Annotated in this window: 18 protein-coding genes and 1 other RNA gene; 9 read left to right on the top strand and 10 right to left on the bottom strand. The window is 61.1% G+C overall.

Annotated elements, in window-relative coordinates:
- Positions 1 to 37: 37 nt before the first annotated feature.
- From BN1123_RS19635 to BN1123_RS19600, 8 genes are all read right to left on the bottom strand, one after another.
- Complete coding sequence (locus BN1123_RS19635; protein WP_042029146.1) at positions 38 to 2956, bottom strand: DUF748 domain-containing protein; 2919 nt, start codon at positions 2954 to 2956, stop codon at positions 38 to 40.
- Positions 2957 to 3004: 48 nt separating this feature from the next.
- Positions 3005 to 3766: a substrate-binding periplasmic protein gene (locus BN1123_RS19630; protein WP_042029144.1), complete on the bottom strand. Its 762-nt coding sequence runs from the start codon at positions 3764 to 3766 to the stop codon at positions 3005 to 3007.
- A gap of 37 nt (positions 3767 to 3803) precedes the next feature.
- A complete protein-coding gene (locus BN1123_RS19625) occupies positions 3804 to 4214 on the bottom strand; it encodes a MerR family transcriptional regulator (protein ID WP_042029143.1) in 411 nt (136 codons plus the stop codon).
- A gap of 15 nt (positions 4215 to 4229) precedes the next feature.
- Entirely contained in the window at positions 4230 to 5186 is a 957-nt protein-coding gene (locus tag BN1123_RS19620) for a hydroxymethylglutaryl-CoA lyase (protein WP_042029142.1), read from the bottom strand.
- On the bottom strand, positions 5183 to 7153 hold the full coding sequence (locus BN1123_RS19615) for an acetyl/propionyl/methylcrotonyl-CoA carboxylase subunit alpha (protein WP_042029140.1): 1971 nt from the start codon (positions 7151 to 7153) through the stop codon (positions 5183 to 5185). The genes BN1123_RS19620 and BN1123_RS19615 overlap by 4 nt, the downstream gene beginning before the upstream one ends.
- The gene (locus tag BN1123_RS19610) at positions 7150 to 7989 is read right to left on the bottom strand and encodes an enoyl-CoA hydratase-related protein (protein ID WP_042029139.1); all 840 of its coding nucleotides are present in this window, start codon (positions 7987 to 7989) and stop codon (positions 7150 to 7152) included. The genes BN1123_RS19615 and BN1123_RS19610 overlap by 4 nt, the downstream gene beginning before the upstream one ends.
- A 10-nt stretch (positions 7990 to 7999) precedes the next feature.
- Entirely contained in the window at positions 8000 to 9634 is a 1635-nt protein-coding gene (locus BN1123_RS19605; RefSeq protein WP_042029138.1) for a carboxyl transferase domain-containing protein, read from the bottom strand.
- 61 nt (positions 9635 to 9695) lie between these two features.
- A complete protein-coding gene (locus BN1123_RS19600) occupies positions 9696 to 10844 on the bottom strand; it encodes an isovaleryl-CoA dehydrogenase (protein ID WP_042029137.1) in 1149 nt (382 codons plus the stop codon).
- Positions 10845 to 11105: 261 nt separating this feature from the next.
- Here BN1123_RS19600 and BN1123_RS19595 point away from each other — a divergent pair, with 261 nt between their 5' ends.
- The 8 genes from BN1123_RS19595 (at position 11106) to ffs (ending at position 18947) form a co-directional block, all read left to right on the top strand.
- Entirely contained in the window at positions 11106 to 12263 is a 1158-nt protein-coding gene (locus tag BN1123_RS19595) for an acyl-CoA dehydrogenase family protein (RefSeq protein WP_042029276.1), read from the top strand.
- A gap of 102 nt (positions 12264 to 12365) precedes the next feature.
- The gene (locus BN1123_RS19590) at positions 12366 to 13187 is read left to right on the top strand and encodes an enoyl-CoA hydratase (RefSeq protein ID WP_042029135.1); all 822 of its coding nucleotides are present in this window, start codon (positions 12366 to 12368) and stop codon (positions 13185 to 13187) included.
- A complete protein-coding gene (locus BN1123_RS19585) occupies positions 13180 to 14292 on the top strand; it encodes an enoyl-CoA hydratase/isomerase family protein (RefSeq protein WP_042029134.1) in 1113 nt (370 codons plus the stop codon). The genes BN1123_RS19590 and BN1123_RS19585 overlap by 8 nt, the downstream gene beginning before the upstream one ends.
- A 47-nt stretch (positions 14293 to 14339) precedes the next feature.
- Entirely contained in the window at positions 14340 to 15260 is a 921-nt protein-coding gene (gene mmsB, locus BN1123_RS19580; protein ID WP_042029132.1) for a 3-hydroxyisobutyrate dehydrogenase, read from the top strand.
- A 51-nt stretch (positions 15261 to 15311) separates the two neighbouring features.
- Positions 15312 to 16073, top strand: coding sequence for an SDR family oxidoreductase (locus tag BN1123_RS19575; RefSeq protein ID WP_042029130.1), 762 nt, complete (start codon positions 15312 to 15314; stop codon positions 16071 to 16073).
- Between the two features lie 357 nt (positions 16074 to 16430).
- Complete coding sequence (arcD, locus tag BN1123_RS19570) at positions 16431 to 17867, top strand: arginine-ornithine antiporter (protein WP_042029129.1); 1437 nt, start codon at positions 16431 to 16433, stop codon at positions 17865 to 17867.
- Between the two features lie 92 nt (positions 17868 to 17959).
- Positions 17960 to 18748 (top strand): sulfite exporter TauE/SafE family protein, encoded by a 789-nt coding sequence (locus BN1123_RS19565; RefSeq protein WP_042029128.1) that lies wholly within the window; start codon positions 17960 to 17962, stop codon positions 18746 to 18748.
- 102 nt (positions 18749 to 18850) lie between these two features.
- Positions 18851 to 18947, top strand: an RNA gene (ffs, locus tag BN1123_RS21115) — signal recognition particle sRNA small type.
- A gap of 417 nt (positions 18948 to 19364) precedes the next feature.
- Here ffs and BN1123_RS19560 read toward each other — a convergent pair.
- Positions 19365 to 21521 (bottom strand): TonB-dependent receptor, encoded by a 2157-nt coding sequence (locus tag BN1123_RS19560; protein WP_042029127.1) that lies wholly within the window; start codon positions 21519 to 21521, stop codon positions 19365 to 19367.
- A gap of 821 nt (positions 21522 to 22342) precedes the next feature.
- The gene (locus BN1123_RS19555; protein WP_026456843.1) at positions 22343 to 23338 is read right to left on the bottom strand and encodes a LysR family transcriptional regulator; all 996 of its coding nucleotides are present in this window, start codon (positions 23336 to 23338) and stop codon (positions 22343 to 22345) included.
- Positions 23339 to 23531: 193 nt separating this feature from the next.
- Here BN1123_RS19555 and BN1123_RS19550 point away from each other — a divergent pair, with 193 nt between their 5' ends.
- A complete protein-coding gene (locus tag BN1123_RS19550) occupies positions 23532 to 24515 on the top strand; it encodes an aldo/keto reductase (protein WP_042029125.1) in 984 nt (327 codons plus the stop codon).
- Positions 24516 to 24623: the final 108 nt, after the last annotated feature.

Raw genomic sequence — 24623 nt, 5'->3', positions numbered from 1 at the left:
TCTTACGCACTCGTTACTCGTTCCTGGCATACCAATGTCACTCATCCAGGGTCAGCACCACCTTGGCCTCCTTGTCCTCCTCCTTGACCTGGCTGTCGAGCACGAACAACCGCTCCGGTGCTATGCCCTGGTTATCGACCAGAAACTCCTTGGTATTCTGGGCGCGGCGCATGGCCAGATTGCGCAGGGATTTGGCGGTGATCAGTTGCTGATCCCGCAGCAGGATCACCGCCTGGGCCCGCAGGGGGGCACTCTCTTCGTCCATATGGAGGCGATCGGCCAGCTCCCCCAGATCTTCGTCAAAGCGCGCCTCGTAGGCATCGGCCAGCGCGGCCTGCATTGCGGGGTCTTGCTCCAGCAGATTGAGGTCGACCGGGTTGCCGGTGATCTTGGCCAGCACCCGCTCCAGCTTCTGGCGCTGCAATATGGGACGCTCTTCATTGAAATTGACCCTGCCACGAATGTTCAGGCTGAGCTTGGGACGCTCCTTGAGGGCCTGGGCCAGTTTGGCCAGCTTCGCTTGCTGGGTGGGGGTCAGCTCGGGGCTGCCGGGCAGGAAGGGAAGCTCGTCCAGATCTTTCGTGCCCCCCGCCAGGGAAGCCAGCAGGGAGAAGGGGGAGGTAATGGCCTTGCTCAGGGTATTGCCGAGCACGTTCCAGAAGATGTTGCCGAGGCTGAAGTCGGGCTGATCCAGATCCCCTTTGACTTTCAGGTTCATCTGAATGACGCCGTTGGCGTCGCTCAGCAGGGCGACGGCCAGCCCCAGCGGCAGATCCTTGGCCTGCTCGCTTTTCACCTTTTCACCCAGTTGCAGCTTCTTGATGGTAATGTCGTTGTCACCCTCCAGCTTGCTGCCCTGCAACTTGTAGTTGAGCTTCATGGAGAGTTGACCCTTGTCGATGGCGTAACCGGCATAGGTGGTGGAGTAGGGGCTGAAGGTGGTGAGCTCCAGATTGGTGAAGGTGACGGCCACATCCAGTACCGGGTGCTCGATGAGCAGGTTGGTGCCCCCGCGAATGGTAACAGGTGCGTAGCGATCCACCTTGCCGTTGAAAGAGAGCTCCGAGCGCTGACCCGGGATATTGCTGATATGGCGGCTCTGGCCATTGAGGGAGGCAATATCTGCCACAAAATCCGAGCTCAGGCTGCGATCGGCAAAGCGCAGGTTGCCCTGCTCGGTGCGGATCTGGCCTATGGTGACGCGGGGGGCCGGGCCGCTGGCGGGCTTGTCGCCGGCAGGCTGTGGCAGCAACAGTTGCTGGAGGTTGGTGACGCGATCCTCGTTGATCTCGATGCGAGCGAAGGGCTTGCGCAGCAGGATATCCTCAATATTCACCTGCTGGCGGATGCCGTCATAGTGCAGGCCGCTCAGTTGCAGGCGCTCAATCTGCAGCAGGCGCTGGTTGTCGGCCCGATCCAGCACGTTGAGCCTCTCGATGTCGAGCCCGCCGCTCACCTCAAGCTTGCTGAGATCTCCCTTGGCATCGGTGGCCAGGGCAAGCTTGGTACGACTGGCGAGCAGGCCGTCACGCACGCTGATGCGCAGCAGATCCTGCAGATAAGGCTGGGCCCATTTGAGGGGCACTCCTTGTTGCTTGAGCTCCCCGTCGAGGCTGAAGGGGTCAAGGACCAGGGCGCCGTTAAACCCCAGCGAACTCGGGTTTTTGGTGCCCTGGCTATTGAGGGTTGCCTGCAGGGTGAGGGGGCTGCGCTGAGCACGCTCGCTGCCCAGCGGGCCCAAGGTGAGATCAAGGTTTGCGAGCTCCCGCTGCAAGGGCTTGCCGCTGCTCGATTCGGTCAGCTTGAAGTTGCCCTGGGTGATCTTGCTCTGTTTGAGCGTCCACTGCCAGGGCTTGCCACCTTCGGCCTGCTTGCTTGCCTTTTTGCCTGCCGGTTTGGCGGCAGGCTGCGGGATCAGCAACGCGGCCAGATCCAGCTCCTGTTTGGCATTGAGATTGGCGGTGAGGGACGGGGCGCTCAAGGCAAGCCGCTCGGCCTTGAACGACTGCCTGGTGCCATCCAGCGCGATCCCGCTCAGGGCCAGCCGCTTGAAGCGGGCAAATTTGGCCCCTTTCGGGTGTTGCAACTGCCAGTTGTCCAGCTGCAGCTTGCCCTTGCTCAGCTGCCAGCCCAGCCCCTGTTTGCTCTGGTCGAGGCGGTAGTCAAATTCGGCACTGGCGCTCCCTTTGGCCAGATTGACCTTGAGGTAGGGAGCCCAGAGCGGGGCGAAGGGGGCCAGCGCCAGCTTGCCGAGGCTGACGCTGCCTTTGCCGGCCCCGGTCAAGAGATCGAACTGGCCGCTCGCCTTGAGCGGGCTCTGTTTGTTGAGGGTAGCGCCCAGCTGAAAGTGGTTGGAGCCCCCCGTTGCCGTCGTGAAGCCTGGCAACTGCAAGTCAATGCCACCAAGCGCAAGGGTGGGCACCCAGCCTGGCGCGCTGGACTTGCGATTGTCCTGGTAAATGACATGTCCCTCGTGCGCCGCCAGCTTGGTTATCTGCAGGACGAGCGGAGTGTCGCCGCTGTCAGCGGTCGTTTCGCTGGGACTCAGGACCCGGGCGAGGGCATCGGTCAGGTTTAAGCGGACTCCCTCTTTGTTGTCGGCAAGGCGCACCAGGGTGATGGTTGGCTTGGTGAGGGTGGCATCGCTCAGGATGATGGCGCGCTGGCGCCAGCTTTCGCCGAAGGCCGGTATGACCTGCAATCGCTCGAAGGCGACGATGGGTTGCTGCTTGTCATCGAGCAGGGCCGAGGGGCCTATGGTGAGTGACGGGGAGCGCAGGGTGACGTCAATCTCCCCCAGGGTGAGCTTCAGGCCGTAGTGGGTGGCCAGCCAGTCAGGCAAGTAACGCTGGGTGAGGGTCGGCGCCTGCCAAAGCAGGATGCCAAGGGCGATGAACAGGGCGGCGCACAGATAGAGGGCGTAGCGTAGAAGGCGGGTGCGCAGGGGCTTGGGCATGGGGGTCTCCAATTGATGCGCACAGGATAACAAATTGTCGGGGCACAATCATGGTGCCACTTGATGCTGTACGCCGTACTTTGTCCAGAGTTGGGTCAATTGTCCATTTTTCTCGAGTTTGTTCAGCCAGGTTTCCAGTTGATCCGTAGTGATGATCGCCGTGGGGCTCAGCAGGGCCCTGAGCAGGTAGTGCTGATCCCATTTGTCGGAATAGAAAAGCTGCGCCGCCTGCTCCGGGTACTGGATACGGAACTGGTTCAGGTAGGAGAAATTGAGAATGACCACCTCACCGCGCCCCTTGAAGAGCCCTTGCAGGGCGCTGATGTTGTCCTTGACCAGGGTGATGTTGAAGCGGCGTTTGAGCTCTTCCGGCGAGGCATTCCAATCGGCGATGCCGTAGTGATAACCGCTGACGCCGATCAGCTGGCGCCTGGCGATATCCTTGAAAAAGGATTGATCCCGGTTGGGTTCCCTCAGGGCGACATACTTCTCGCCGCCCAGCAGCAGTGGCCGGGTCATGCGCACTGCGCCGGCATCCCAACCCCAGCGGATCTCTTCAAACAGGATGAGGGAGTAGCGACCAAGGGCCATGGCCCGGCTGCGGTGGATGGCGGAGGTGGGGACGAAGACGAAATGCACTTCCTGCTGGGCCTTGTTGAGCAGTGCGATGAGATCCAGCGTCAGTCCGCTGTAGCGGTTGTCTCCCTCCTTGACCACGAAGGGCGCGTAGGGGTAGCCACCGACCCGGATCAGGGGATGGCCCCACGCCGTAGAGCAGAGCAACAGCAGTAACCAGCACCAGCGTGTCATGGGATGTCCCGAAAGGGGGAAATGATCCCAGATTCGGTTAATCTGCGCTGGTTTTCAAGCCGTTAAGGGAATTAACGCAGCGCTGCTCGGCCGCGTCCAGCTCGGCCATCACCATCTGGATATCTTCGAGCTGCTGGCGCAGTACCTGGCGCCTGGAATCGATCAGCTGGATCATGGAGTGGAGCTGGTTTTTGCTCGAGCGGTCGGTGTCATACATGTCGAACAGCTCGCGGATCTCCGCCAGCGTAAAGCCCAGCCGCTTGCCACGCAGGGTAAGCTTCAGGCGGATCTTGTCCTTGTGGCGGTAGATGCGGGCTTGTCCCTCCCGGGTCGGGGTGAGCAGCCCTTCATCTTCGTAGTAGCGGATGGTGCGCGGCGTAATGTCAAATTCGTGGGCCAGCTCGGAGATGCTGTAGGTGATCTCCTTGCCGGGCAGGGCATTGGCCATGGTGATGGACTCCAGTTAGTGAGGGGATGGCTGGCAAAGCCGTGCTCGCAACCGCTCGGCATTGGCATGGAGGGCCTGACCGACCCGGGAGCCGTTGGGGCGACCGAGCCGCTCGCTCACCCACTGACCGGTGGCGGCCAGCTTGTCGAGATCCACCCCGGTACTCATGCCAAGGCCGTGCAGCAGATAGACCACCTCCTCCGAGGCGACATTGCCGGAGGCCCCCGGTGCATAGGGGCAACCGCCGAGCCCGGCTACCGAGCAGTCGATGGTGCGGATGCCGCGCTCCAGCGCTGGCAGCAGGTTGGCCAGCCCCTGACCATAGGTGTCGTGAAAATGCACCGCGAGCCGGCCAGCCGGGATCTCGTGCAGTACCGCATCCAGCATGGGGGCAACCGTGCCCGGGGTGCCGACTCCTATGGTGTCGCCCAGGGATATCTCGTGACAGCCGAGATCCAGCAGGCGTTCGGCCATGGCCGAGACTCGCTTTGGTCGAGTGGGGCCGTCGAACGGGCAGGCGATCACGGTGGAGAGATAACCGCGCACCTTGATGCCAAGTTGGCGCGCCTCCTGCACCAGGGGCGCGAAGCGCACCAGCGACTCCTCGACGCTGATGCCGATATTGGCTCGGGTAAATCCATCCGAGCAGGCAGTGAAGAGGCCAATCTCGTCGGCGCGGGCGGCAAGGGCCGCCTGCAATCCCTGCAGGTTGGGCACCAGGGCGCCATAGCGGGTCGGGCCCTTGCGGGGCAGCGCCGCAAACAGGGCGGCGGAATCCGCCATCTGGGGTACCTTCTTCGGGGAGACGAAGGCCCCCACCTCGATCCGTTGCAGGCCGCTCTCGGCCAGCCGCTGGATAAGTTCCAGCCGCTGCACCAGGGACAGGGTATTGGCTTCATTCTGCAGACCGTCCCGCGGCCCCATCTCCACCAGGCTGACCCTGTCGTCCCTCACGTCATGTTCCCTCGTCATCGACTGCTCTCCTGACTGTCTGTTGACTGATCCCCGGCAAATCGCACCAGCATGGCTCCCTGGCTCACCTGCTCCCCCTGCCTGCACTGCAGGGCCTCGATCATCCCGTCTCTATCTGCCCGCAAGACATGCTCCATCTTCATCGCCTCCAGCACCAGCAGGGGTTGCCCCTTATTGACGTGCTGGCCAGCCTCGACTTGCAACGCAACCACGATGCCGTGCATGGGGGCAATCGCGCCCCTGGCGGCGTCCACACCCTGATCATGGTGGTGCTGATGGCGTTGATCATCGGCCGAGAAGTGAATGCGTTGACCGGCCAGCTGCAGCACATAATCGCCCCCGGTCAGCGAGTGGATGGGGTAGCGCTGCCAGCTCCCCCCTTGCTGAAGACGGATATGATCGGCGCCCAGCTCATAGGCGTGTGGTTCCTCTTGCCAGAACAAGGTGCCCGCACGCTCATGCAGGGTCACGACCTTGGCCTTCTCGCCAATTCGCACCGCCGCCGCAAAGCTTTTGGTCTGTCCCAGACGAAAGCCGACGGCCTGTTGCCAGGGCGAGGGGCCGGTGGGGCGACTGGCAAGCCAGAGAGTTGCGAGCGGCCAGGCGAGCTCTGGAATGACTCGTGACTCGGTCGGAATGGGCCACTGGGTGTGGTGGCGCATCGCCAGCACATCGGGCTCTTCACACAGGCGCAGCAGCAGAGAGCCATTGTGCACCAGAGGGCCCAGCTCCAGCGCCGCCAGGGCGTCGGCCAGGCTGGCAAAAGCCTCGACGCGGCTCTGGCCGTGGGCGATCAGCTTGGCGATCATGGGGTCGTAATAGGGACTCACCGCATCGCCGGCGGCAACGCCGGTATCGATGCGTACCCCGTTCGGCCAGTTGAGCCACTCGATGGGGCCGCTGGCGGGCAAAAAACCGGCAGCCACATCCTCGGCGTAGAGGCGCGCTTCCACCGCGTGGCCTTGCAAGCGCACCTCCTCCTGGGTGAGCGGCAGCGCTTTTCCCTCGGCTACCACCAGTTGCCAGGCCACCAGATCCTGGCCGGTGATGCACTCGGTCACCGGATGCTCTACCTGCAATCGGGTGTTCATCTCCATAAAGAAGAACTCCTCCCCGCACAGCAGAAACTCGATGGTGCCAGCGCCCCGGTAATCGATGGCCCGGGCGGCAGCGACGGCCGCTTCGCCCATGGCGCGGCGCAGGGAAGGGGAGATGTCGGGGGCGGGTGCCTCTTCAATGACTTTCTGGTGGCGGCGCTGCAAGGAGCAGTCCCTGTCCCCCAGATAGATGGTATTGCCAAGGCTGTCGGCAAATACCTGCACCTCCACATGGCGAGCCCTGGCCAGATAGCGCTCAACGAGCACGGTATCATCGCCGAAGGCGGCCAATGCTTCCCGTTTCACCGCCGCCAGCGACTCGTCGAAGGTCTCTATCTGCTCGACCCGACGCATCCCCTTGCCACCGCCGCCGCTGGCCGCCTTGATAAGGAGCGGAAAACCGGTCAGTCGCGCCTGCTCGCGCAACACCTCGGGTGACTGGTCCGCGCCGTGGTAGCCCGGCAACACGGGCACCCCTGCCGCCTGCATCAGCGCCTTGGCGCCCGATTTGTCCCCCATGGCGAGGATGGCGTCGCCGCTTGGCCCGATAAAGCGCAGGTTTTGCTGTTCGCAGGCGTGGGCAAAGTCGCTATTCTCCGACAAAAAACCGTAGCCCGGATGAATGGCATCAGCGTTGGCCTCTTTGGCGATGCGCAGCACCTTGGCGGTGTCGAGGTAGCTTTCGCGCGCGGGGGCGGGCCCCAGATGCCAGGCTTCGTCGGCTTCGCGCACATGCATGGCGCGGGCGTCCGCATCCGAGTAGAGGGCGATGGTATGGATGCCGATCCGGCGGGCGGTCTTGATGATGCGCACCGCGATTTCACCGCGATTGGCGATGAGCAGTCGTTTGATGGGGCTGATATGAGTCATGTTTCATCCTTGAAACGGGGACGCCAGGCGGGGGGGCGTTTGTCGAAGAAGGCTTGCATCCCCTCCTGGGCTTCGAGACCGACCCGCACCCGGGCGATGGTCTCGACGGTTCTCTCTTCATGAAGCGCAGGCGCGTGGTGTTCGATGGCGGCCAGCAGTCGCTTGGTCTCCTTCATCGCCTCCGGACCGTTGCGACACAGCCGCAGGGCCAGGGCCCGCCCGTCGTGCAGCAGTTGTTCCGGTTTGCTGAGCCGATGTACCACATTGAGCCGGCAGGCGGTGATGGCATCGAACGGTTCGGCGCTCAGCATGTAGGCGCGGGCTTGGCGCATCCCCATGGCGCGTACCACGTAGGGGCTGATCACCGCAGGCACCAGCCCCAGGCTTACCTCGGAGAGGCAGAAGCGGGCATCGTCGCTCGCCAGCACCAGATCACAGGCGCAGATAAGGCCGAGCGCCCCACCGTAGGCGGCGCCCTGCACCAGGGCGATGGTGGGGAAGGGGAGCTCGTCCAGGGTTTGCATCAGCCGCGCCAGCACCCGGGCATCCTCTCGGTTGTGCTCGAAATCCGCGTGGGCCAGATTGCGCATCCAGTTGAGATCGGCGCCGGCGCAAAAATGTTTGCCCTCCGCCCGCAGGATCAGGGCGTGAGGTCGCTCGGCGAGGGATTGCCCGTGGCGATGGGCCAGATCGTCGAGGCAATCGAGCAGACCCAGCATGAGATCGTCATCGAAGGCGTTGTGGCGGGCCGGACGCGCCAGGATCAGCTCGATCAGCGGGCCGTGCCGCTCCAGGCGAAAACCGGCCAGGGGGTCATTGCAGATTGGGTCGGACATGTCGAACTCCTTACATCCGGAAGATGCCGTACTGTTCCGGGCCCGTCCCGGCCCCCTGGCAGGCAGCCAGTGCCAGCGCCAGCACGGTGCGGCTCTGGGCGGGGTCGATGATGCCGTCATCCCACAGGCGGGCGCTGGCGTAATAGGGATGGCCCTGTCGTTCATACTGGTCGATCACTGGGGCGCGGATGGCGGCAGCCTCCTGCTCGCCCAGGGTTTTTCCTTCCGCGGCCAGCTTGTCCCGGCGCACTTGCACCAGCACCCCGGCGGCCTGCTCGCCCCCCATCACCGAGATGCGACTGTTGGGCCAGCTAAAGAGAAAGTCTGGCTCATAGGCGCGACCACACATGCCATAGTTGCCGGCGCCAAAGCTGCCGCCAACGATCAGGGTAATTTTGGGCACCCGACTGCAGGCGACGGCGGTAACCAGCTTGGCACCATGCTTGGCGATCCCCTCTTTTTCCGCTGTGCTCCCTACCATAAACCCGGTGATGTTCTGCAGGAAGAGCAGCGGGATGGTGCGTCGGTTGCAAAGCTGGATGAAGTGGGCTCCTTTCTGGGCGCTATCGCTGTGCAACACGCCGTTATTGGCGAGGATCCCCACCTTCATGCCCGCAATCCGGGCGAAGCCGGTCACCAGGGTAGTGCCGAACAGTGCCTTGAACTCGTCAAACTCGGAGCCATCCACCAGGCGGGCGATGAGCTCGCGGGCATCGTAAGGACGCTTGAGGCTGGTGCCCACCAGGCCGTATAGCTCCTCAACCGGATAGCCGGGTTCTTCAAAGGTCGGGGAGCGCGAAGCGACATCTGATATCGGAAACGGGTCTTCGCCCGGATCGCTCGCCCCCAGGTTGCGAACCAGGGTGCGGGCGATGGCCAAGGCATGGGCATCATCACGGGCCAGGTGATCGGCGACGCCTGAGTGGGCGCAGTGCACCTCGGCGCCGCCGAGGGCTTCTGCGCTGATCTCCTCGCCGGTCGCTGCCTTGACCAGCGGCGGGCCAGCCAGAAAGATGGTGGCCTGTTCCTTGACCATGATGGACTCGTCCGCCATGGCGGGTACATAGGCGCCGCCTGCGGTGCAGAGCCCCATCACCACCGCCAGCTGGGGGATGTTCTGGGCCGACATGCGGGCCTGGTTGTAGAAGATGCGACCAAAATGATCGCGGTCGGGAAACACCTCGTCCTGCATCGGCAGAAAGGCGCCGCCGGAATCCACCAGATAGAGGCAGGGTAGGCGCAGCCTTTCGGCGATCGCCTGGGCCCTCAGGTGCTTTTTCACCGTGAGCGGGTAGTAGGTGCCCCCCTTCACGGTGGCATCGTTCACTACCAGCATGCAGAGCCTGCCCGAGATGAGCCCGATGCCGGTGATGATGCCGGCGGCGGGCACCGGCTCGTCATAGACCTGCCAGCCAGCCAGCGCCGAGAGCTCGAGGAAGGGGGAGCCCGGGTCCAGCAATTGGTTGATGCGCTCGCGGGGCAGCAGCTTGCCGCGGGCCTGATGACGGGCATTGTTGGTGGCGCCGCCACCCTGGGATATCTCGTCCAGACGGGCATTGAGGTCGTCGACCAGCGCCTGCATGGCAGCTCGATTGGCCGCATATTCCGGGCTTGCGGTATCGAGGCGGGAGTGAAGTCTGCTCATGCGTCTGTTCCCAGTTGCAAATGACTGCCGATGGCTGTGGCTGTGGCTGGAGCGAGGCGGTTCATGCGTTGTCTCCCATCAGCTCGCGACCAATGAGCCAACGGCGAATTTCCGAGGTGCCGGCGCCAATTTCATAGAGCTTGGCATCCCGCAGCAGGCGGCCGGTGGGGTATTCGTTGATGTAGCCGTTGCCCCCCAGCAGCTGGATGGCATCGAGCGCCATCTGGGTGGCGTTTTCAGCGGCAAACAGGATGGCGGCGGCGCAATCCCTGCGACTGGTGTGACCGGCGTCGCAGGCGCTCGCCACCGAGTAGACCAGGGCCCGGCTGCTGGCGAGGCGGGTATACATGTCGGCCAATTTTCCCTGCACCAGCTGGAACTCGCCGATGGCCTGGCCGAACTGCTTGCGCTCGCGCACATAAGGCAGTACCACGTCCATGCAGGCCTGCATGATGCCAAGGGGGCCGGCCGCCAGCACCACCCGCTCGTAATCGAGACCGCTCATCAGCACTTTGACGCCGCCGTGTAATGGGCCGAGCAGGCTCTCTTTCGGAATACGGCAGTTGTCGAACACCAGCTCACAAGTGCTGGAGCCGCGCATGCCGAGCTTGTCGAGTTTCTGGGCAGTGGTGAAGCCCTTTGTGCCCGCCTCGACGATAAAGGCGGAGATGCCCTTGGGCCCGGCGCTGGCATCCGTTTTGGCATAGATGACGAAGGTATCGGCATCCGGGCCGTTGGTGATCCACATCTTGTTGCCATTGAGCACGAAGTGATCGCCATCGCGCTCGGCCGTGAGGCGCATGCTGACCACGTCGGAACCGGCTCCCGGCTCGCTCATGGCGAGTGCCCCCACATGCTTGCCGCTGACCAGATCAGGCAGGTAGCGCGCCTTCTGATCAGGGGTGCCGTGGCGGTGGATCTGGTTGATGCAGAGGTTGGAGTGAGCGCCGTAGGAGAGACCGACCGAGGCGCTGGCGCGGCTCACCTGCTCCATCACCAGCACATGGGCGAGATAGCCGAGGTTCACCCCGTCATACTCCTCTGCCACCGTGATGCCGTGCAGCCCCAGCTCCCCCATCAGGGGCCAGAGATCGCGCGGAAAGGCGTTGCTCTGATCGATCTCGCCGGCCCGCGGCGCGATCACTTTCTGGCAGAAGGCCGCGACCTGCTCGGTCAGGGCGCAGAGGGTCTCATCCATCACTGCATGCATCCTTGCTCTCCTTCGGTGGGTAAACTGGCCTGCTGGTGTGGCTCCCCGGGAGTGGCAGCGCCAGACTGGTCAGTCCATTTGCGTTTAAGTTTACGTTAGCGTAAACGTAAATCAATTGTTAGTCTAAGGTAAAATCCAATCCGGGCGACGGCAAACCTGCTGGCCTTTCTGGTCGGGAGCGCGTGCCGGATGGATGAACGGATAGTGGCGGGCCAAGCCGGTCGTGCCCATCAAGAACGTGAAAGGGAGTGCAAACAGCAGATGGACTTTACCCTGACAGACGATCAGCAGGCTTATGTCGAGGCGGCGACCGCCTTTGCCAACGAGGCGCTCAAACCCCATGCCGCCCGCTGGGATCGGCAGCACGAATTCCCCATCCCCACCATCAAGCAGGCGGCGGAGCTGGGTTTTTGCGGCCTCTACACCCAGGAGCAATATGGCGGTCTCGCGCTCTCACGGCTCGATGCCAGCCTTATTTTCGAGCGTCTCGCCATGGGGTGCACCTCCACCACGGCTTATCTCACCATCCACAACATGGTGAGCTGGATGCTGGGCAGCTGGCTACCAGCCGATGTCGCCGAGGTGTGGGTACCCAGGCTCGCCAGCGGCGAGTTGCTGGGCTCTTATTGTCTCACCGAACCGGGGGCGGGCTCCGATGCCGCGGCCCTCAAGACCCGGGCCGTGCGCGATGGGGATAGCTATCTCATTGAGGGCAACAAGGTGTTTATCTCGGGGGCGGGCAGCACGGATGTACTGGTGGTGATGGCGCGCACCGGCGGCGAGGGGGCGGGGGGGATCTCCGCCTTTATGGTGCCGGCGGATACTCAGGGCGTGAGTTATGGCAAGGCGGAGGAGAAGATGGGCTGGAACAGCCAGCCGACCCGTGAGGTGGCCTTCAACGGCGTGCGCATCCCCGCCAGCTACCGGCTGGGCCAAGAGGGGGAAGGCTTCAAGTTCGCCATGCAGGCCCTCGATGGCGGACGCATCAATATCGCCACCTGTTCGGTGGGCACCGCCCAGCAGGCACTTGATGACGCGCTGGCCTATGTCCAGCAGCGCCAGCAATTCGGGCGTCCGATCAGCGAATTTCAGAGCGTGCAGTTTCGTCTGGCCGACATGGCCACCGAGCTGGCCGCCGCCCGCTTGATGGTGCGCCAGGCCGCCGACAAGCTGGATCGGGGCAGTCCGGACAAGAGCGCTTGGTGCGCCATGGCCAAGCGCTTTGCCACCGATGTGGGCTACCGGGTCTGCGACGAGGCTCTGCAACTCTTTGGCGGCTATGGTTATATCCGCGAGTATCCGCTGGAACGCTACCTGCGTGATACCCGGGTACACCGCATTCTGGAAGGGACCAACGAGGTGATGCGGCTCATCATCGCCCGCCGTCTGCTGGCGGACGCCGGTCTGGCGCTGGGGTGACGGGCATGCTCCCGGCGTGCGGGATCGCTTTGTGAACCAGACCCGGTTTGGTGCCATGCAACCCTGTCATCATGGGACAGGTTTTTTGACAAGGACAACGCAATGACAAGGATCAGGCTCGAATATCATGGCCACGTCGCCTACATCACCCTGGATCACCCCCCCGCCAACACCTGGACCCTCGCCAGCCTGCAGGCCTTCTTGCAGATGATGGTGGAGCTCGACAGCCGCCCCGATGTGGTGGCCCTGGTGATCCGAGGGGCGGGAGACAAGTTTTTCTGCGCCGGCGCCGATCTCAAGATGTTTGCCGACGGCAATGTGGAGCATGCCCGTGAGGTGGCCGAGGCGTTTGGCCAGGCGTTTGAGGCACTGACCCGGTTCCACGGCGTCAGCATCGCCGCCATCAATGGCTATGCCATGGGAGGCGGGCTGGAGGTGGCGCTGGCCTGCGACATCCGCATCGCCGAGCAGCAGGTCCTGCTGGGGTTGCCAGAGGCCTCGGTGGGCTTGTTGCCCTGCGCCGGCGGTACTCAGAGGCTCACCGAGCTGGTGAGGCCGGGCTGGGCCAAGCGGATGATCCTGTGCGGCGAAAAGGTCAATGCCACCCTGGCCTACGAGATGGGGCTGGTGGAGGAGGTGGTGAAAACCGGCCACGCCTGGGAAGCCGCCCACCAGATGGCGCAGCTGGTGGAACGTCAGAGCCCGAGCGCCCTGCGCGCCTGCAAGACCCTCATCAATCAGGGGCGCAGCGGCCCCCGGGATGCCGCCCTGCCCCTTGAGCGCAGCCTGTTTCTCGAGCTGTTTGCCGACGCCAACCAGCGTGAGGGGGTCGTTGCCTTCCTGGAGAAACGGCCGCCCCGTTGGCACTACGGTGCCTCTACCAGCGTTTCATCCAATGCCCAAGATGGAGCCCCTCATGAGTGAACCGGTCAAGGTCAGTTGTTATCCCACTAGCGATGGTCGGCAGATTGGTGTGTTGACCCTCGACAGTCCCGCCTCGCTCAATGCGTTAAGCCTTGAGATGATCCAGATCCTGCAGCGCACTCTCGTAGAGTGGCAGCAGGATCCCGCCATCGTCTGCGTCTTACTGCAGGGGGCAGGTGAGAAGGCCTTCTGCGCCGGCGGCGATATCCGCTCTTTTTATTACCGCAAGCAGGAGGCGAGCGAGTCGGCACTGTTTGGCTATGCCCGCGATTTTTTTGAGCAGGAATACCGGCTCGATCACCTGATCCACTGCTATGACAAGCCACTTGTCTGCGTGGCGGATGGCATCTGCATGGGGGGCGGCATTGGCCTCTTTGCCGGCGCCGATTTTCGGGTGGTGACCGAGAAGAGCCTGTTCGCCATGCCGGAGGTGACCATCGGCCTCTATCCGGATGTGGGGGCCAGCTGGTTCTTGAGCCGGATGCCGGGGCGCCTCGGGCTCTGGCTCGGCCTCACCGGCGCCCGCTTCAATGGCCAGGATGCCATTGCTCTGGGGCTCGCGGATCACGCCATCGCCAGCCGTGAGCGGGAGGCGCTACTGCCCCGGCTCGCGGCCCTCGACTGGTCCCAAGCCAGGGATCCCCGCGAGCAGATCGATCAACTGCTGCAAGGGCTGCATCGCGAGGTGCTTGCCGCACTGCCTGAGCCAGTGGTTTTGCCCCATCAAGCCAGAATTGATGCCCTGCTGGCTGGGCGCTCCCTGCAAGGGGTACTGGATCGCCTGTTCGATGCCCGCTTCGATCTCGAGTCCGGTGAGGGGAGCCTGGCGAAGGCCCGCGATACCTGTCGCAGCGGCAGCCCCATCAGTCGCGCCATCCTGTGGCGCCAATATTGGCAGGCCCGCCGCCAGTCGCTCGCCGAGGTGTTTGCCGATGAGTTGATCCTCTCGGTCAACTGCGTGCTCAAGGGGGATTTTGTGGAAGGGGTGCGGGCGCTGCTTATCGACAAGGACAAGTCTCCCCGCTGGCAGCCAGCCCAAACGGGGGAGGTATGGCTGGATGCCTTCTATCGCTGGCCAGATGGGACCAATCCCCTGCTGCCTTAAGAGAGTGGGAAGGTGCGCCGGACAAGGGACAACGCAAGGAGCAAAGGATGACAAGAATAGGATTTATCGGGCTTGGCAACATGGGAGGCCCCATGGCTGCCAACCTGGCCCGGGCGGGTCACAGGGTGCAGGTGTTTGATCTGGTGGATGAGAGCGTAAACCGGGCGATCGCCGCCGGTTGCATCGCCGCCGCAGATGCCAGGGAGGCGGTGAGCGACTGTGAGGTGGTGATCAGCATGCTGCCCGCAGGGGAACATGTGCGGGCCCTCTGGCTTGGCGAAGATGCCGGAAAGAGGGGCGGTCAGGATCTGCTGGCGGCCTTGCCGGCAGGCACCCTGGTCATCGACTGCTCCACCATAGACGTGGCCTCGGCCCGCCAGGTTGGGGAGGCGGCCAGGGCGCGCGGCATCCGCTTTATCGATGCCCCTGTATCGGGGGGCGTGGCTGGGGCGGCGGCCGGAACGCTGACCTTTATCGTGGGGGGCGAGTTTGCCGATTTTGAGGCCGCCAAATTCGTGCTCGCCCACATGGGGCAGAACCTGTTCCATGCCGGTGCCCTCGGGGCGGGGCAGATCGCCAAGATGTGCAACAACATGCTGCTCGCCATCCACATGGCGGGCACCGCAGAAGCGCTGGCCCTCGGGGTGAAGGAGGGGCTGGATCCGAGCGTGCTCTCCACCATCATGGGCAAGAGTTCTGGCAACAACTGGAGTCTGGAGCGCTACAACCCCTGGCCCGGGGTGATGGAGAACGCACCGGCCTCCCGCAACTATCAGGGGGGCTTTATGACCCGGCTGATGGTGAAGGACCTGGGGCTGGCCATGGCCCTGGCCGAACATGCCCATAGCGCCGTGCCCATGGGAGCGCTCGCTCGCAACCTGTTCAACCTGCATGCGACGCAGGGGCAGGATACGCGAGATTTTTCCAGCATCGTCGAGCTTTATCTGGATAAAAAACAAGACAGCTAGCGGCGCCGTTGCCATCACCCGAATAACCCAGTGACAACACAAGGAGCATGCATGGACATCAAGCAGAAGGTCATCGCCATCACGGGGGCAGGACGGGGACTTGGTCGGGCCATCGCCCTGAGTCTGGCAGAGCAAGGTGCCCAGTTGGCGCTTATCGACGTCAACCGCGCCGATCTGGAGGTGACCGAGGCCGAACTGCGCAGCCGAGATGGCCAGTGTGGCCTGTTCGTCTGCAACGTGGCGAGCGAACCCGAGGTAGAGGCGACCTTTGCCGCGATCAAGGAGCAATACGGCGCCTTGCATGGCCTCATCAACTGCGCCGGCATCCTGCGGGATGGCATGTTGATCAAGGTAAAAGAGGGAGCACTGCAGGAGAAGATGAGCTTGAGCCAGTGGCAGAGTGTCATCGACGTCAACCTGACCGGCACCTTCCTGTGCGGGCGTGAGGGGGCCGCCCTGATGGCGCAAGGAGGGCAGGGGGGCGTCATCATCAACGTCTCGTCCATCGCCCGCGCCGGCAATATCGGCCAGAGCAACTATGCCGCCAGCAAGGCGGGGGTGGCCTCGCTGGTGGTGACCTGGGCACGGGAACTCTCCCGTCACGGCATCCGGGTGATGGGGATCGCCCCCGGGGTATTTGCCACCGACATGACGGCTGCGATGAAACCGGAGGCGATGGCCCGCATGCAGCAGGCCATACCGGTTGGTGTGCTGGGGGAGGCGCGCCAGCTGGCCGAGACGGTGCAGTTCATCCTCGCCAATGACTACTTGTCGGGGCGGATGATTGAGCTCGACGGCGGCCTGCGTTTGTAACGGCGAGCAGAAAAATCCCCGGTCTGGTAGCCGGGGATTTTTTATGCAGCCAGGTCGAAACCGAGGCGACTGCATACCGCTGAATAGATAAGTTCGAGTCCCTTTTGTTTTGCCAAATTATCATAAATATCAATGGGTCTTGCTTAATTTGACTCAGCTCACAGGCACTCATGGTCAGTGCTGTAAAATTGCGCGCGGTCAAGGTGGCGCATGATTGATGGCACGAAGGATTGCGGCCGGAATAATCATGCAATATAGTTGCCGCCTTTTTCACGGGGTATGGATTTCTCGCCCCTCCCATATCGCGTGCAGTATGAATAGGGACGCTCTGCCGCCGCCTAATTAAACAGGATTGAGATGGACAAGAAACTAGGGCTGGGCGCCCTCATTTCGCTGGTGATCGGCTCCATGGTCGGCGCCGGGGTTTTCAGTCTGCCACAAAACATCGCCGCCCACGCCAGTGCCGGGGCCGTCGCCCTGGGGTGGACCATCACGGGCATCGGCATGATCTGTCTTGCGCTGGTCTATCAGAACCTCTCCATGCGCCGCCCGGATCTCGATGGCGGTATCTTCAGCTACGCCAAGGCGGGTTTCGGTGATTTCATCGGCTTCAACGCAGCCTGGGGCTACTGGCTCTGCCAGCTGCTGGCCAACGTCTCCTACGCCATCGTGGTATTCAGTGCGCTCGGCTACTTCTTCGATACGCCTGACAACGTCATCTTCGGTGACGGCAACACACCGCTGGCCATCACCCTGGCTTCGCTGCTCATCTGGTCGGTGCATGCTCTGGTGCTGCGCGGGATCCAGGTTGCCGCGCTGGTCAATATCGTGACCACCATCGCCAAGATGGTGCCCCTCATCGTGTTCTGCGTCGCCATTTTGCTGGCTTTCAATCTGGATACCTTCAACCTGGATATCTGGGGGCAGGGTAATCCCGAGCTGGGCTCCGTGATGGAACAGGTCAAGTCGACCATGAAGGTCACCCTCTGGGTCTTCATCGGGATCGAGGGGGCCGTGGTGGTTTCCGCTCGAGCCCGTCATCGCAAGGATGTGGGGCGCGCCACCGTGCTGGCGCTGCTTGGTGCCTTGGCGCTCTACGTGATGGTGACCCTGTTCTCCCTGGGGGTGATGAACCAGCCCCAACTGGCCCAGCTCAAGAACCCGTCCACCGCCATGATCCTGGAAGCGGTCGTCGGTCCCTGGGGTGCCTGGCTCATCAATATCGGCTTGGTGATCTCCGTGATGGGGGCGCTGCTGAGCTGGACCGTGCTGGCGGCCGAAGTGCCCTACATCGCGGGCAAGACCGGCGTGTTCCCGGCCTGGTTCGCCAAGGAGAACAAGAACGGCTCGCCCCAGGTGTCGCTCTGGTGCTCCACCTGTCTGGTGCAGATTTTCCTCATCATCATCTACTTCCAGAGCAGTACCTATCTGGCGCTGGTCAACATCGCCACGTCGGCCGCCCTGGTGCCTTATGTCTTCTCCGGTGCCTATGGTCTCAAGCTGGCACTCAAGGGCGAGACCTACGAGGGCCAGCCTCATCAGCGCAATCGTGACATGCTGCTGGCCCTGGTCGCTACCGTATACGGCTGCTGGCTGGTCTATGCCGCCGGGGTGGAGTACCTGCTGCTGGTAGCGCTGCTCTACAGCCCGGGTATCTTCATCTACTGGAAAGCCCGTCAGCACCATGCCCTGCGCAGCCTCAACCGGCTGGAGCAGGGCATGACGGCGGCCCTGCTCGGGTTTGCCGTGCTGGCCTTCTACAAGGTGATGGACGGTACCATTCCCCTCAATTAAACGGCACAATGAAGAGATGGCCTGATGGCCATCTCTTTTTTTATGCGCAGCATGAGCCAGTGTGTGGCTGCGCCGTCTCGTAAGGAATCGTTATGCTGTTTATGGGTTATCTGTTGCTGGGGGCGTTTGCTGGCATGCTGGCGGGGCTGTTCGGCATCGGCGGCGGTCTCATCATAGTGCCCGTGCTGGTACTCAGTTTTCATGCCCAGGGGGTGGCGCCCGACATCGTGACCCACCTGGCACTCGGTACCTCGCTGCCCACCATGATTTTCACCGGCTTCAGTTCGCTTCGGGCGCATCAGGAAGCGGGCGCAGTGGACTGGGTGATGATCCGCCGCCTCGCTGTCGGCATGCTGCTGGGGGCCTGGCTTGGCGGCATGACCGCCAATCTGCTGAGCGCCAGCACCCTCAACATCATCATCGGCTGCTTCGCCTGGACTATGGCGCTACAGATGGGGCTCAATCTAAAGCCCAAAGCGGAGCGTCAAATGCCGGGGCCGGTGGGCACTGGCATCGCGGGCTCCATCATCGGCTGGATGTCAGCGCTGTTTGGCATCGGTGGCGGCTCGCTCACCGTGCCTTATCTGAGCTGGAACTCGGTGCCGATGCGCAACGCGGTGGCAGCGTCTGCGGCTTGCAGCATGCCCATCGCCTTTGCAGGCAGTCTCAGTTATCTCTATGCCGGTTGGGGCAACCCCGATCTGCCCGAGTGGAGTCTGGGTTACATCTATCTGCCGGCCCTCGTCGGCATCGTGCTCACCAGCACCCAGTTTGCCCGGGTGGGGGCCAGGTTGGCGCACCGCCTCTCGCCCCAGCGCCTCAAGCAGGCATTTGCCCTGTTGATGCTGCTGGTGGGGGCGAAATTTATGCTGTTTAGCTGATCTGTTCGGCAGATTGTTGAAAAATAAGGCAAACGAACAGCCGTGGTGCAGAAAGCCGTTGCATTGATACGCCAGTTTGCCTATTCTCCTCGCCGGTGGTCCTATTGGTCCTCTCGCATTGATAACCCGTCGACCTGGTCAGGACCGGAAGGTAGCAGCCAAGGCGGGGGACTCGAGTGCCGGGATGTGGCTGGTAGGGCCACCACTTGTTTCTGCCATTCAATAAGTTAGCTCCCAGCACCCCTTCAGACCTCTTGGTCATCCACTTTGTGTGGATAGTTAAGCACGCTTCCTGGCGACTCTACCGTTCCCTTTGCATGATCTCTGGCAACTACCGCAAGCTGATCCAGTGGCTTCATTGTGCTCGTCGTGGTGCGAATTTGTACTTATCCAGCCGTCATTCTCCCCATTGCCCATTGCAGCGGTCAGTGGCATTCGCTCAACCTGGATAGTAGTCAGAACTCAGCGATCCTTGGTTGAACGAGAAAGCGTTGCTCAGGGGAAAGCACTGGGCAATCAAAAAAGCCATCGACTTGGTAAAGTATCCGGATTGAATGGCATGTGAAGATGCAAAAGAATAAAACCGCCCATTTGGGCGGTTTTATATGTGTGAGGTTTAGAACTTCACTTGATAGTTCAATGTGTATGTTCGGCCACGACCCTTGTAGTCGTAGGCGGCCGGTTCATAGTGAGCCGAGTAGACAATCTGGGCGCGTTGTCCCCAGATGGTGGTGTAGTCCCGGTCAAACAGGTTCTGGACGCCAAAACCCAGGCTCCCGATCGGAAGTTGGTAACTGCCCAACAAGTCAAACACAGTGTAACCATTCAACTTATTCTGTTCGCTGTCTTCGTAGTCAAACATGGTTTGGCTCTGCACCTTGAGCGAGAGGGCTGAACCATACCAGCCTGCCCAGGCGCTGGCTTTTGAGGTACTGGCTTCACCGGCGGTCATATCTTGCCAGCCGTTATCTCCCTTGATTTCAGAGACAACATAGTGGCCAGCTGTCCCTAGCTGGATGTTGTCATGAACCCAGTAGGAAGCCATGCCTTCCAGGCCATACACGCGTTTCTTGTCTTCCAGCTCTTCGATAAGCAGGGTCTTTTTGTTGTACTCCACTGACTTGTCCGAGTGAGAGTAGTAAGCAGCAGTCTGGAAATTGAAACCACCCTGATCAAGGCGATAGCCAAGTTCAACGCTATTGGTCTTTATGCCGGACATTTTGGAGTCGTTGACGTTGATGCTCTTGTTGAGCTTCCAGTGATCGCCGACCCGGGTATATTCCCCCTGACCATAGTACTTGGCCGGATCGGCAAGATCGAAACCTTGCGAGAAGTTTGCCCATACCTGCGAGCTATCGTTCAGATGATAAATGGTGCCGAGGTTGAACAAGCCAACACTGTAGTCTGTCTCGCCCCCGGGCACGGCGTCTGCGGAAGAGCCTTTACCTGCGGCGATCCTCTGCTGCTGCTGATAACCGACAAAATCATCGATTTTATTGGTCATGTATTGATAGCGAAAGCCGCCTTCCACGATCCAGTCATCAGTGATGGCGTAGTCTGCCTGCACAAACCCGGCCACCGAGCCCACTTCAATGCCCGGATAGCGGCCGACTTGTGCGTAGGTGCGGTTGAGAAGGCTCCCCGTGTTATTTGCAAGAACAGGGTCATAGAGCGCCTGATTGCTTTCCAGTTTGTCCTGGTATGCATCAAGGCCATATACCAGGTTGAGTTTGTCAAATTTTTTCGCCAGTGCAGCCTTTACCGAAAAAACGTCGCTAATTTGCTGGCCCGATGAGCTGAAATAAGGGGTGTAGGTCTGATCTTCCTTGCGATAGGACGCTTCGGTGATCAGCTGGTGACCCAAAAACTTATCATCAATATAAGATGTGCTGAGCATTACCCGCGTCGTGCCATGTTCGCGATCCGAGTCGAAGCCTTTTCTTACGTCAATAAAGTCGCCATTTTCAATATATAGGCCATAAGGGGAGTCCTGTTGGCTGTCATAGTATTGGGCCAGCAGGTTGAGGTGTTTGGTATCTGACAGGTTGATACCCACAGTGGTCAAGAAATCAACGGTCTGATTGAACTGCAGTGAACCTTGCGAAATATCCGGCGTAATGATCTCGCCATCGGCATCAAAAAAGCCTTGTGATTCCGAGTAAACGACAGAGGTGCGTGCTTTTACCTTGTCATTTCCTCCAGAAATAGATTGGGCGAGCTTGTAGTCAAGGTCTTCACCCGAGTTAAATCCGGAGGTGGTGCCGACATAGGATTCAAACTCGAGTTCTTCATTCGTTGCTTTTTTAGTGACGATGTTGATCACCCCGCCAGACGCGCCGGCACCATAGATAGAGGTGGCTCCTGACAACACTTCAATGCGCTCAATGTTGAATGGATCAATAGAGTCCATATAACGGCTGATTTGACGGGATGATTGCAGGGAAATGCCATCAATCATCACCAGCATCTTGCGCCCGCGCAGGTTTTGGCCGTAATTGGTTCGTGCTCCGCTGCTGATATCCAGGGAAGGAATCGATGATGCCAGAATTTCTCCTAAGGATTTACCACCACGGTACTCCTGTTCGATGCGCTCTGAATCGATATACCAGACTGTACCGGGAATATCGCTGATGGCTTTTGGCGTGCGACTTGAGACGACAACCATTTCATCGAACGAGGTGGACTCTGATGCTAGAGCAGGAGTCGTTAGGAGTGCACTTGCTACCGCTAATGCGGCTGTGGACAAGCGCAATTTTTCATTATTGATTTTCATTTCCTTCCCTATTTTATAGTAATAAATCCGTAAAAATCAGTTTTACAATGATGATAAGCAGTGTGCTTATCTAAAAATAATTTTTGGCAGTGCCAACTCAGAGCCGTTTAAATTACCCATTCGGTTGTATTTTTAAGTTCAGGCGTTAGGTAAATAACAGACTCTATATGGGCAATGGATACCCGCCTGTTTTGCAAAGTGATTATTCACAAATACGTGTTTTATAAATATCCTTCCATGTCATTTGTAGGTGATTCAAAGCAAGCACATCAAACTGATTTCGAGTGAGCACTAATGCATATGAAGAGTCTTCATGAGTGCCAAATACCGGACAGCTACTCGGCGGAATATGAATATCTCGAGCGCTCGGCAAACACACATGGATAAAAGTGACTGTCATCATTGCTGCGCATAACCGGTGCCGACTGGCGCTCCATAACTAAAATGGAGAGCAGGTGCAATCACAGATAAGGCGGAGCTAACCACGTGGGTACATGATCCAAGTCGAGCCGGTTGCTATCAGGATCCATCCTCTTTCTCATTCTCTTGCAAACGAACAAATGATATTAATTATCATTTGAGCTTTCAACGGTTTTTTGCAATTTGGTGAATGCCGTCAACAAAGCATTAACTGCTCTATCTATCAGCAAGCTGGAGAGAGCCCGTAGCTGGCAGGAAACGGAGCTGTTTGATTTCAGCCCTCCTGAAAGGGGGACTAAGGAGGTGGGATAGATCCTGTTCTCGAGGGCACAAAAGCCGTGTGTTGTGGAGGAAGGGGACCACGGTTATCCACCGCAGCCATCGAAGCACCGGTCATCTCGTCAATCCCCTGTCGGCGACTCTTCGTATGGCAAGGCCGTGCCGACCCGGTGGGCCTGCTCCAGTTCATCCATGTCGAGCACATATTCCCGGTTGTCCGCAAGACAGGCTATTGCGAGATCGATGAAATGGCGTACCCGGGCGGGCTGGGCGGCGCGACTGCCGTAGTAGAGAAACAGGCCGTGCATCTGGGTCATGTGCTCGAGCAACAAAGGCACCAGGCGGCCGGCGCGGATATGCGCCGCCGCCGTTGGCCCGGCCAGCTGGCCGATGACATCGCCGGCCAGCACGGCCCCCAGCTCCACCATCTCGTCGTTGGTGGAGAGTGCCGGGCGCACCGGATGCTCCTGCAGCTCGTCTCCCATCTTGACGTACCAGGGGATCAGGCGACCGTTGCCCGCGTGGCGAAAGGCACTGCAGCGATGCAGGGCAAGATCGTGCAGGGTGAGGGGCACGCCATATTTGCGCAGATACGCGGGGGCGGCGCAGATGATGAGCTGCATGGGGAACAGGCGGCGCGCGATCAGCCCCTCCTGGGGCGAGATGCCGATGCGCAGCCCCACATCGACCCGCTCCTCCACCCAGTTGCCGACCCTGTCATCGAGCTGGATATCCGGCTGTACATCGGGATAGCGCCGGCAGTACTGCTCCAGCAGCGGACCTATGACCGTCTGCACCACGGAGCGCGGGCCCACTATTCGCAGCGGGCCGGCGAACTCCTCACGGGTCTGGCGCGCCGCCGTCAGGGCCTGCTGCAGGCCGAGCAGGGCGGGCTGCGCCGCCTCCAGAAATCGTTGTCCCTCTTCGGTCAGCGACATGCTGCGGGTGGTGCGATGAAACAGGCGTACCCCCAGATAGCTTTCCAACTGCCCGAGCGCCTTGCTGGCGGCCTGGGGAGAGATCTGCTGGGCCTCGGCCGCCTTGCTGAGGCTGCCCAGCTCGGCCGTGTGTACGAAGGTGGTGATGGAGCGCAATTCGTTGATCATGGTCTGGCTCATGGATTTACATCATTTGGTTGTAACTGATTCCGTCATTTACCGTCTAGTTCGATGTTTATCCCATCTCTATAGTGCGTCCATCGACCGCGCCAGCCTTTAGCGCTTGACTCCCCTTCGGGTTGGTTGAGACAAGGGGCTGTGCATCCATGGTTACCAGGGCAGTTCCGGCTGCATTGTGAGAAAAGGAGCAAGCATGCAAACACGTCAATTGGGTAACAGCGGGCTGACGGTATCCGCCATCGGTCTGGGCTGCATGGGCTTGAGCTTTGGCTATGGCCCCGCCACCGACAAGGCGGAGGCGATCGCCCTGATCCGGCGCGCCCATGAGCTCGGGGTCACTTTCTTCGATACCGCCGAAGCCTATGGCCCGGGCGACAACGAGTTGCTGCTGGGGGAGGCGCTGGCCCCGTTTCGCGACAAGGTGGTGATCGCCACCAAGTTCGGCTTCAAGAATGGCAAGGTACCCGATGGGCTGGACAGCCGGCCGGAGAATATCCGCGCCGTGGCCGAGGCATCCCTGCGCCGGCTCAACACCGATGTCATCGATCTCTTCTATCAACACCGCGTCGATCCCGAGGTGCCGATGGAAGAGGTGGCCGGCACCGTACAGGACCTGATCCGCGAGGGGAAAGTGCGCCACTTCGGTCTGTCCGAGGCCGGCGTCGATTCCATCCGCCGTGCCCACAAGGTGCAGCCGGTGGCGGCGCTGCAGAGCGAATATTCCCTCTGGTGGCGTGAGCCCGAGCAGGCGATCCTGCCGCTGCTCGACGAGCTGGGGATAGGTTTCGTGCCGTTCAGCCCGCTCGGTAAAGGCTTTCTGACGGGGGCCATCAAGGCCGATACCCGCTTTGAGGCGAACGATTTTCGCAGCATAGTGCCGCGTTTTGCCGAGGGGGCCCGCGTGGCCAATCTGCGCCTGGTGGAGGTGCTGGGGGATCAGGCCGCCAGCAGGGGGGTGACGCCGGCGCAGATTGCGCTTGCCTGGCTGCTGGCCCAGCGGCCCTGGATCGTGCCCATTCCGGGCACCACCAAGCTGCACCGGCTGGAAGAGAACCTGGGGGCCGCCGCCATCAGGCTCGGCAGCCACGAGCTGGCCGACATTGACGCCGCCGTGGCAGGCATCGAGCTGGAAGGGGGGCGCTACCCGGCGCACCTGGGAAAACTGGTGGGGCGCTGAGGCGCCCTGTTTGAAAGCGAGCCCTGCAAGGCACCCGGCCACTGCCGCGTGTCTGGGCAACGCTCGCGTCGCCCCGGTTCGCCGGGGCCCTTATGTTGTTATGACTCA

Source organism: Aeromonas enteropelogenes (genome assembly GCF_000819845.1).
Lineage (GTDB): Bacteria > Pseudomonadota > Gammaproteobacteria > Enterobacterales > Aeromonadaceae > Aeromonas > Aeromonas enteropelogenes.
This window is presented reverse-complemented; position numbering and strand designations above follow the sequence as displayed.

What these genes read in the sequence shown, in the direction of transcription:
- BN1123_RS19560 (WP_042029127.1), bottom strand. Translation starts at nt 21,521, where the DNA reads ATGAAAATCAATAATGAAAAATTGCGCTTGTCCACAGCCGCATTAGCG.
- BN1123_RS19595 (WP_042029276.1), top strand. Translation starts at nt 11,106, where the DNA reads ATGGACTTTACCCTGACAGACGATCAGCAGGCTTATGTCGAGGCGGCG.
- BN1123_RS19550 (WP_042029125.1), top strand. Translation starts at nt 23,532, where the DNA reads ATGCAAACACGTCAATTGGGTAACAGCGGGCTGACGGTATCCGCCATC.
- BN1123_RS19635 (WP_042029146.1), bottom strand. Translation starts at nt 2,956, where the DNA reads ATGCCCAAGCCCCTGCGCACCCGCCTTCTACGCTACGCCCTCTATCTG.
- BN1123_RS19615 (WP_042029140.1), bottom strand. Translation starts at nt 7,153, where the DNA reads ATGACTCATATCAGCCCCATCAAACGACTGCTCATCGCCAATCGCGGT.
- BN1123_RS19565 (WP_042029128.1), top strand. Translation starts at nt 17,960, where the DNA reads ATGCTGTTTATGGGTTATCTGTTGCTGGGGGCGTTTGCTGGCATGCTG.
- BN1123_RS19590 (WP_042029135.1), top strand. Translation starts at nt 12,366, where the DNA reads ATGACAAGGATCAGGCTCGAATATCATGGCCACGTCGCCTACATCACC.
- BN1123_RS19585 (WP_042029134.1), top strand. Translation starts at nt 13,180, where the DNA reads ATGAGTGAACCGGTCAAGGTCAGTTGTTATCCCACTAGCGATGGTCGG.
- BN1123_RS19600 (WP_042029137.1), bottom strand. Translation starts at nt 10,844, where the DNA reads ATGCATGCAGTGATGGATGAGACCCTCTGCGCCCTGACCGAGCAGGTC.
- BN1123_RS19555 (WP_026456843.1), bottom strand. Translation starts at nt 23,338, where the DNA reads ATGAGCCAGACCATGATCAACGAATTGCGCTCCATCACCACCTTCGTA.
- BN1123_RS19605 (WP_042029138.1), bottom strand. Translation starts at nt 9,634, where the DNA reads ATGAGCAGACTTCACTCCCGCCTCGATACCGCAAGCCCGGAATATGCG.
- mmsB (WP_042029132.1), top strand. Translation starts at nt 14,340, where the DNA reads ATGACAAGAATAGGATTTATCGGGCTTGGCAACATGGGAGGCCCCATG.
- BN1123_RS19625 (WP_042029143.1), bottom strand. Translation starts at nt 4,214, where the DNA reads ATGGCCAATGCCCTGCCCGGCAAGGAGATCACCTACAGCATCTCCGAG.
- BN1123_RS19630 (WP_042029144.1), bottom strand. Translation starts at nt 3,766, where the DNA reads ATGACACGCTGGTGCTGGTTACTGCTGTTGCTCTGCTCTACGGCGTGG.
- arcD (WP_042029129.1), top strand. Translation starts at nt 16,431, where the DNA reads ATGGACAAGAAACTAGGGCTGGGCGCCCTCATTTCGCTGGTGATCGGC.
- BN1123_RS19575 (WP_042029130.1), top strand. Translation starts at nt 15,312, where the DNA reads ATGGACATCAAGCAGAAGGTCATCGCCATCACGGGGGCAGGACGGGGA.
- BN1123_RS19610 (WP_042029139.1), bottom strand. Translation starts at nt 7,989, where the DNA reads ATGTCCGACCCAATCTGCAATGACCCCCTGGCCGGTTTTCGCCTGGAG.
- BN1123_RS19620 (WP_042029142.1), bottom strand. Translation starts at nt 5,186, where the DNA reads ATGACGAGGGAACATGACGTGAGGGACGACAGGGTCAGCCTGGTGGAG.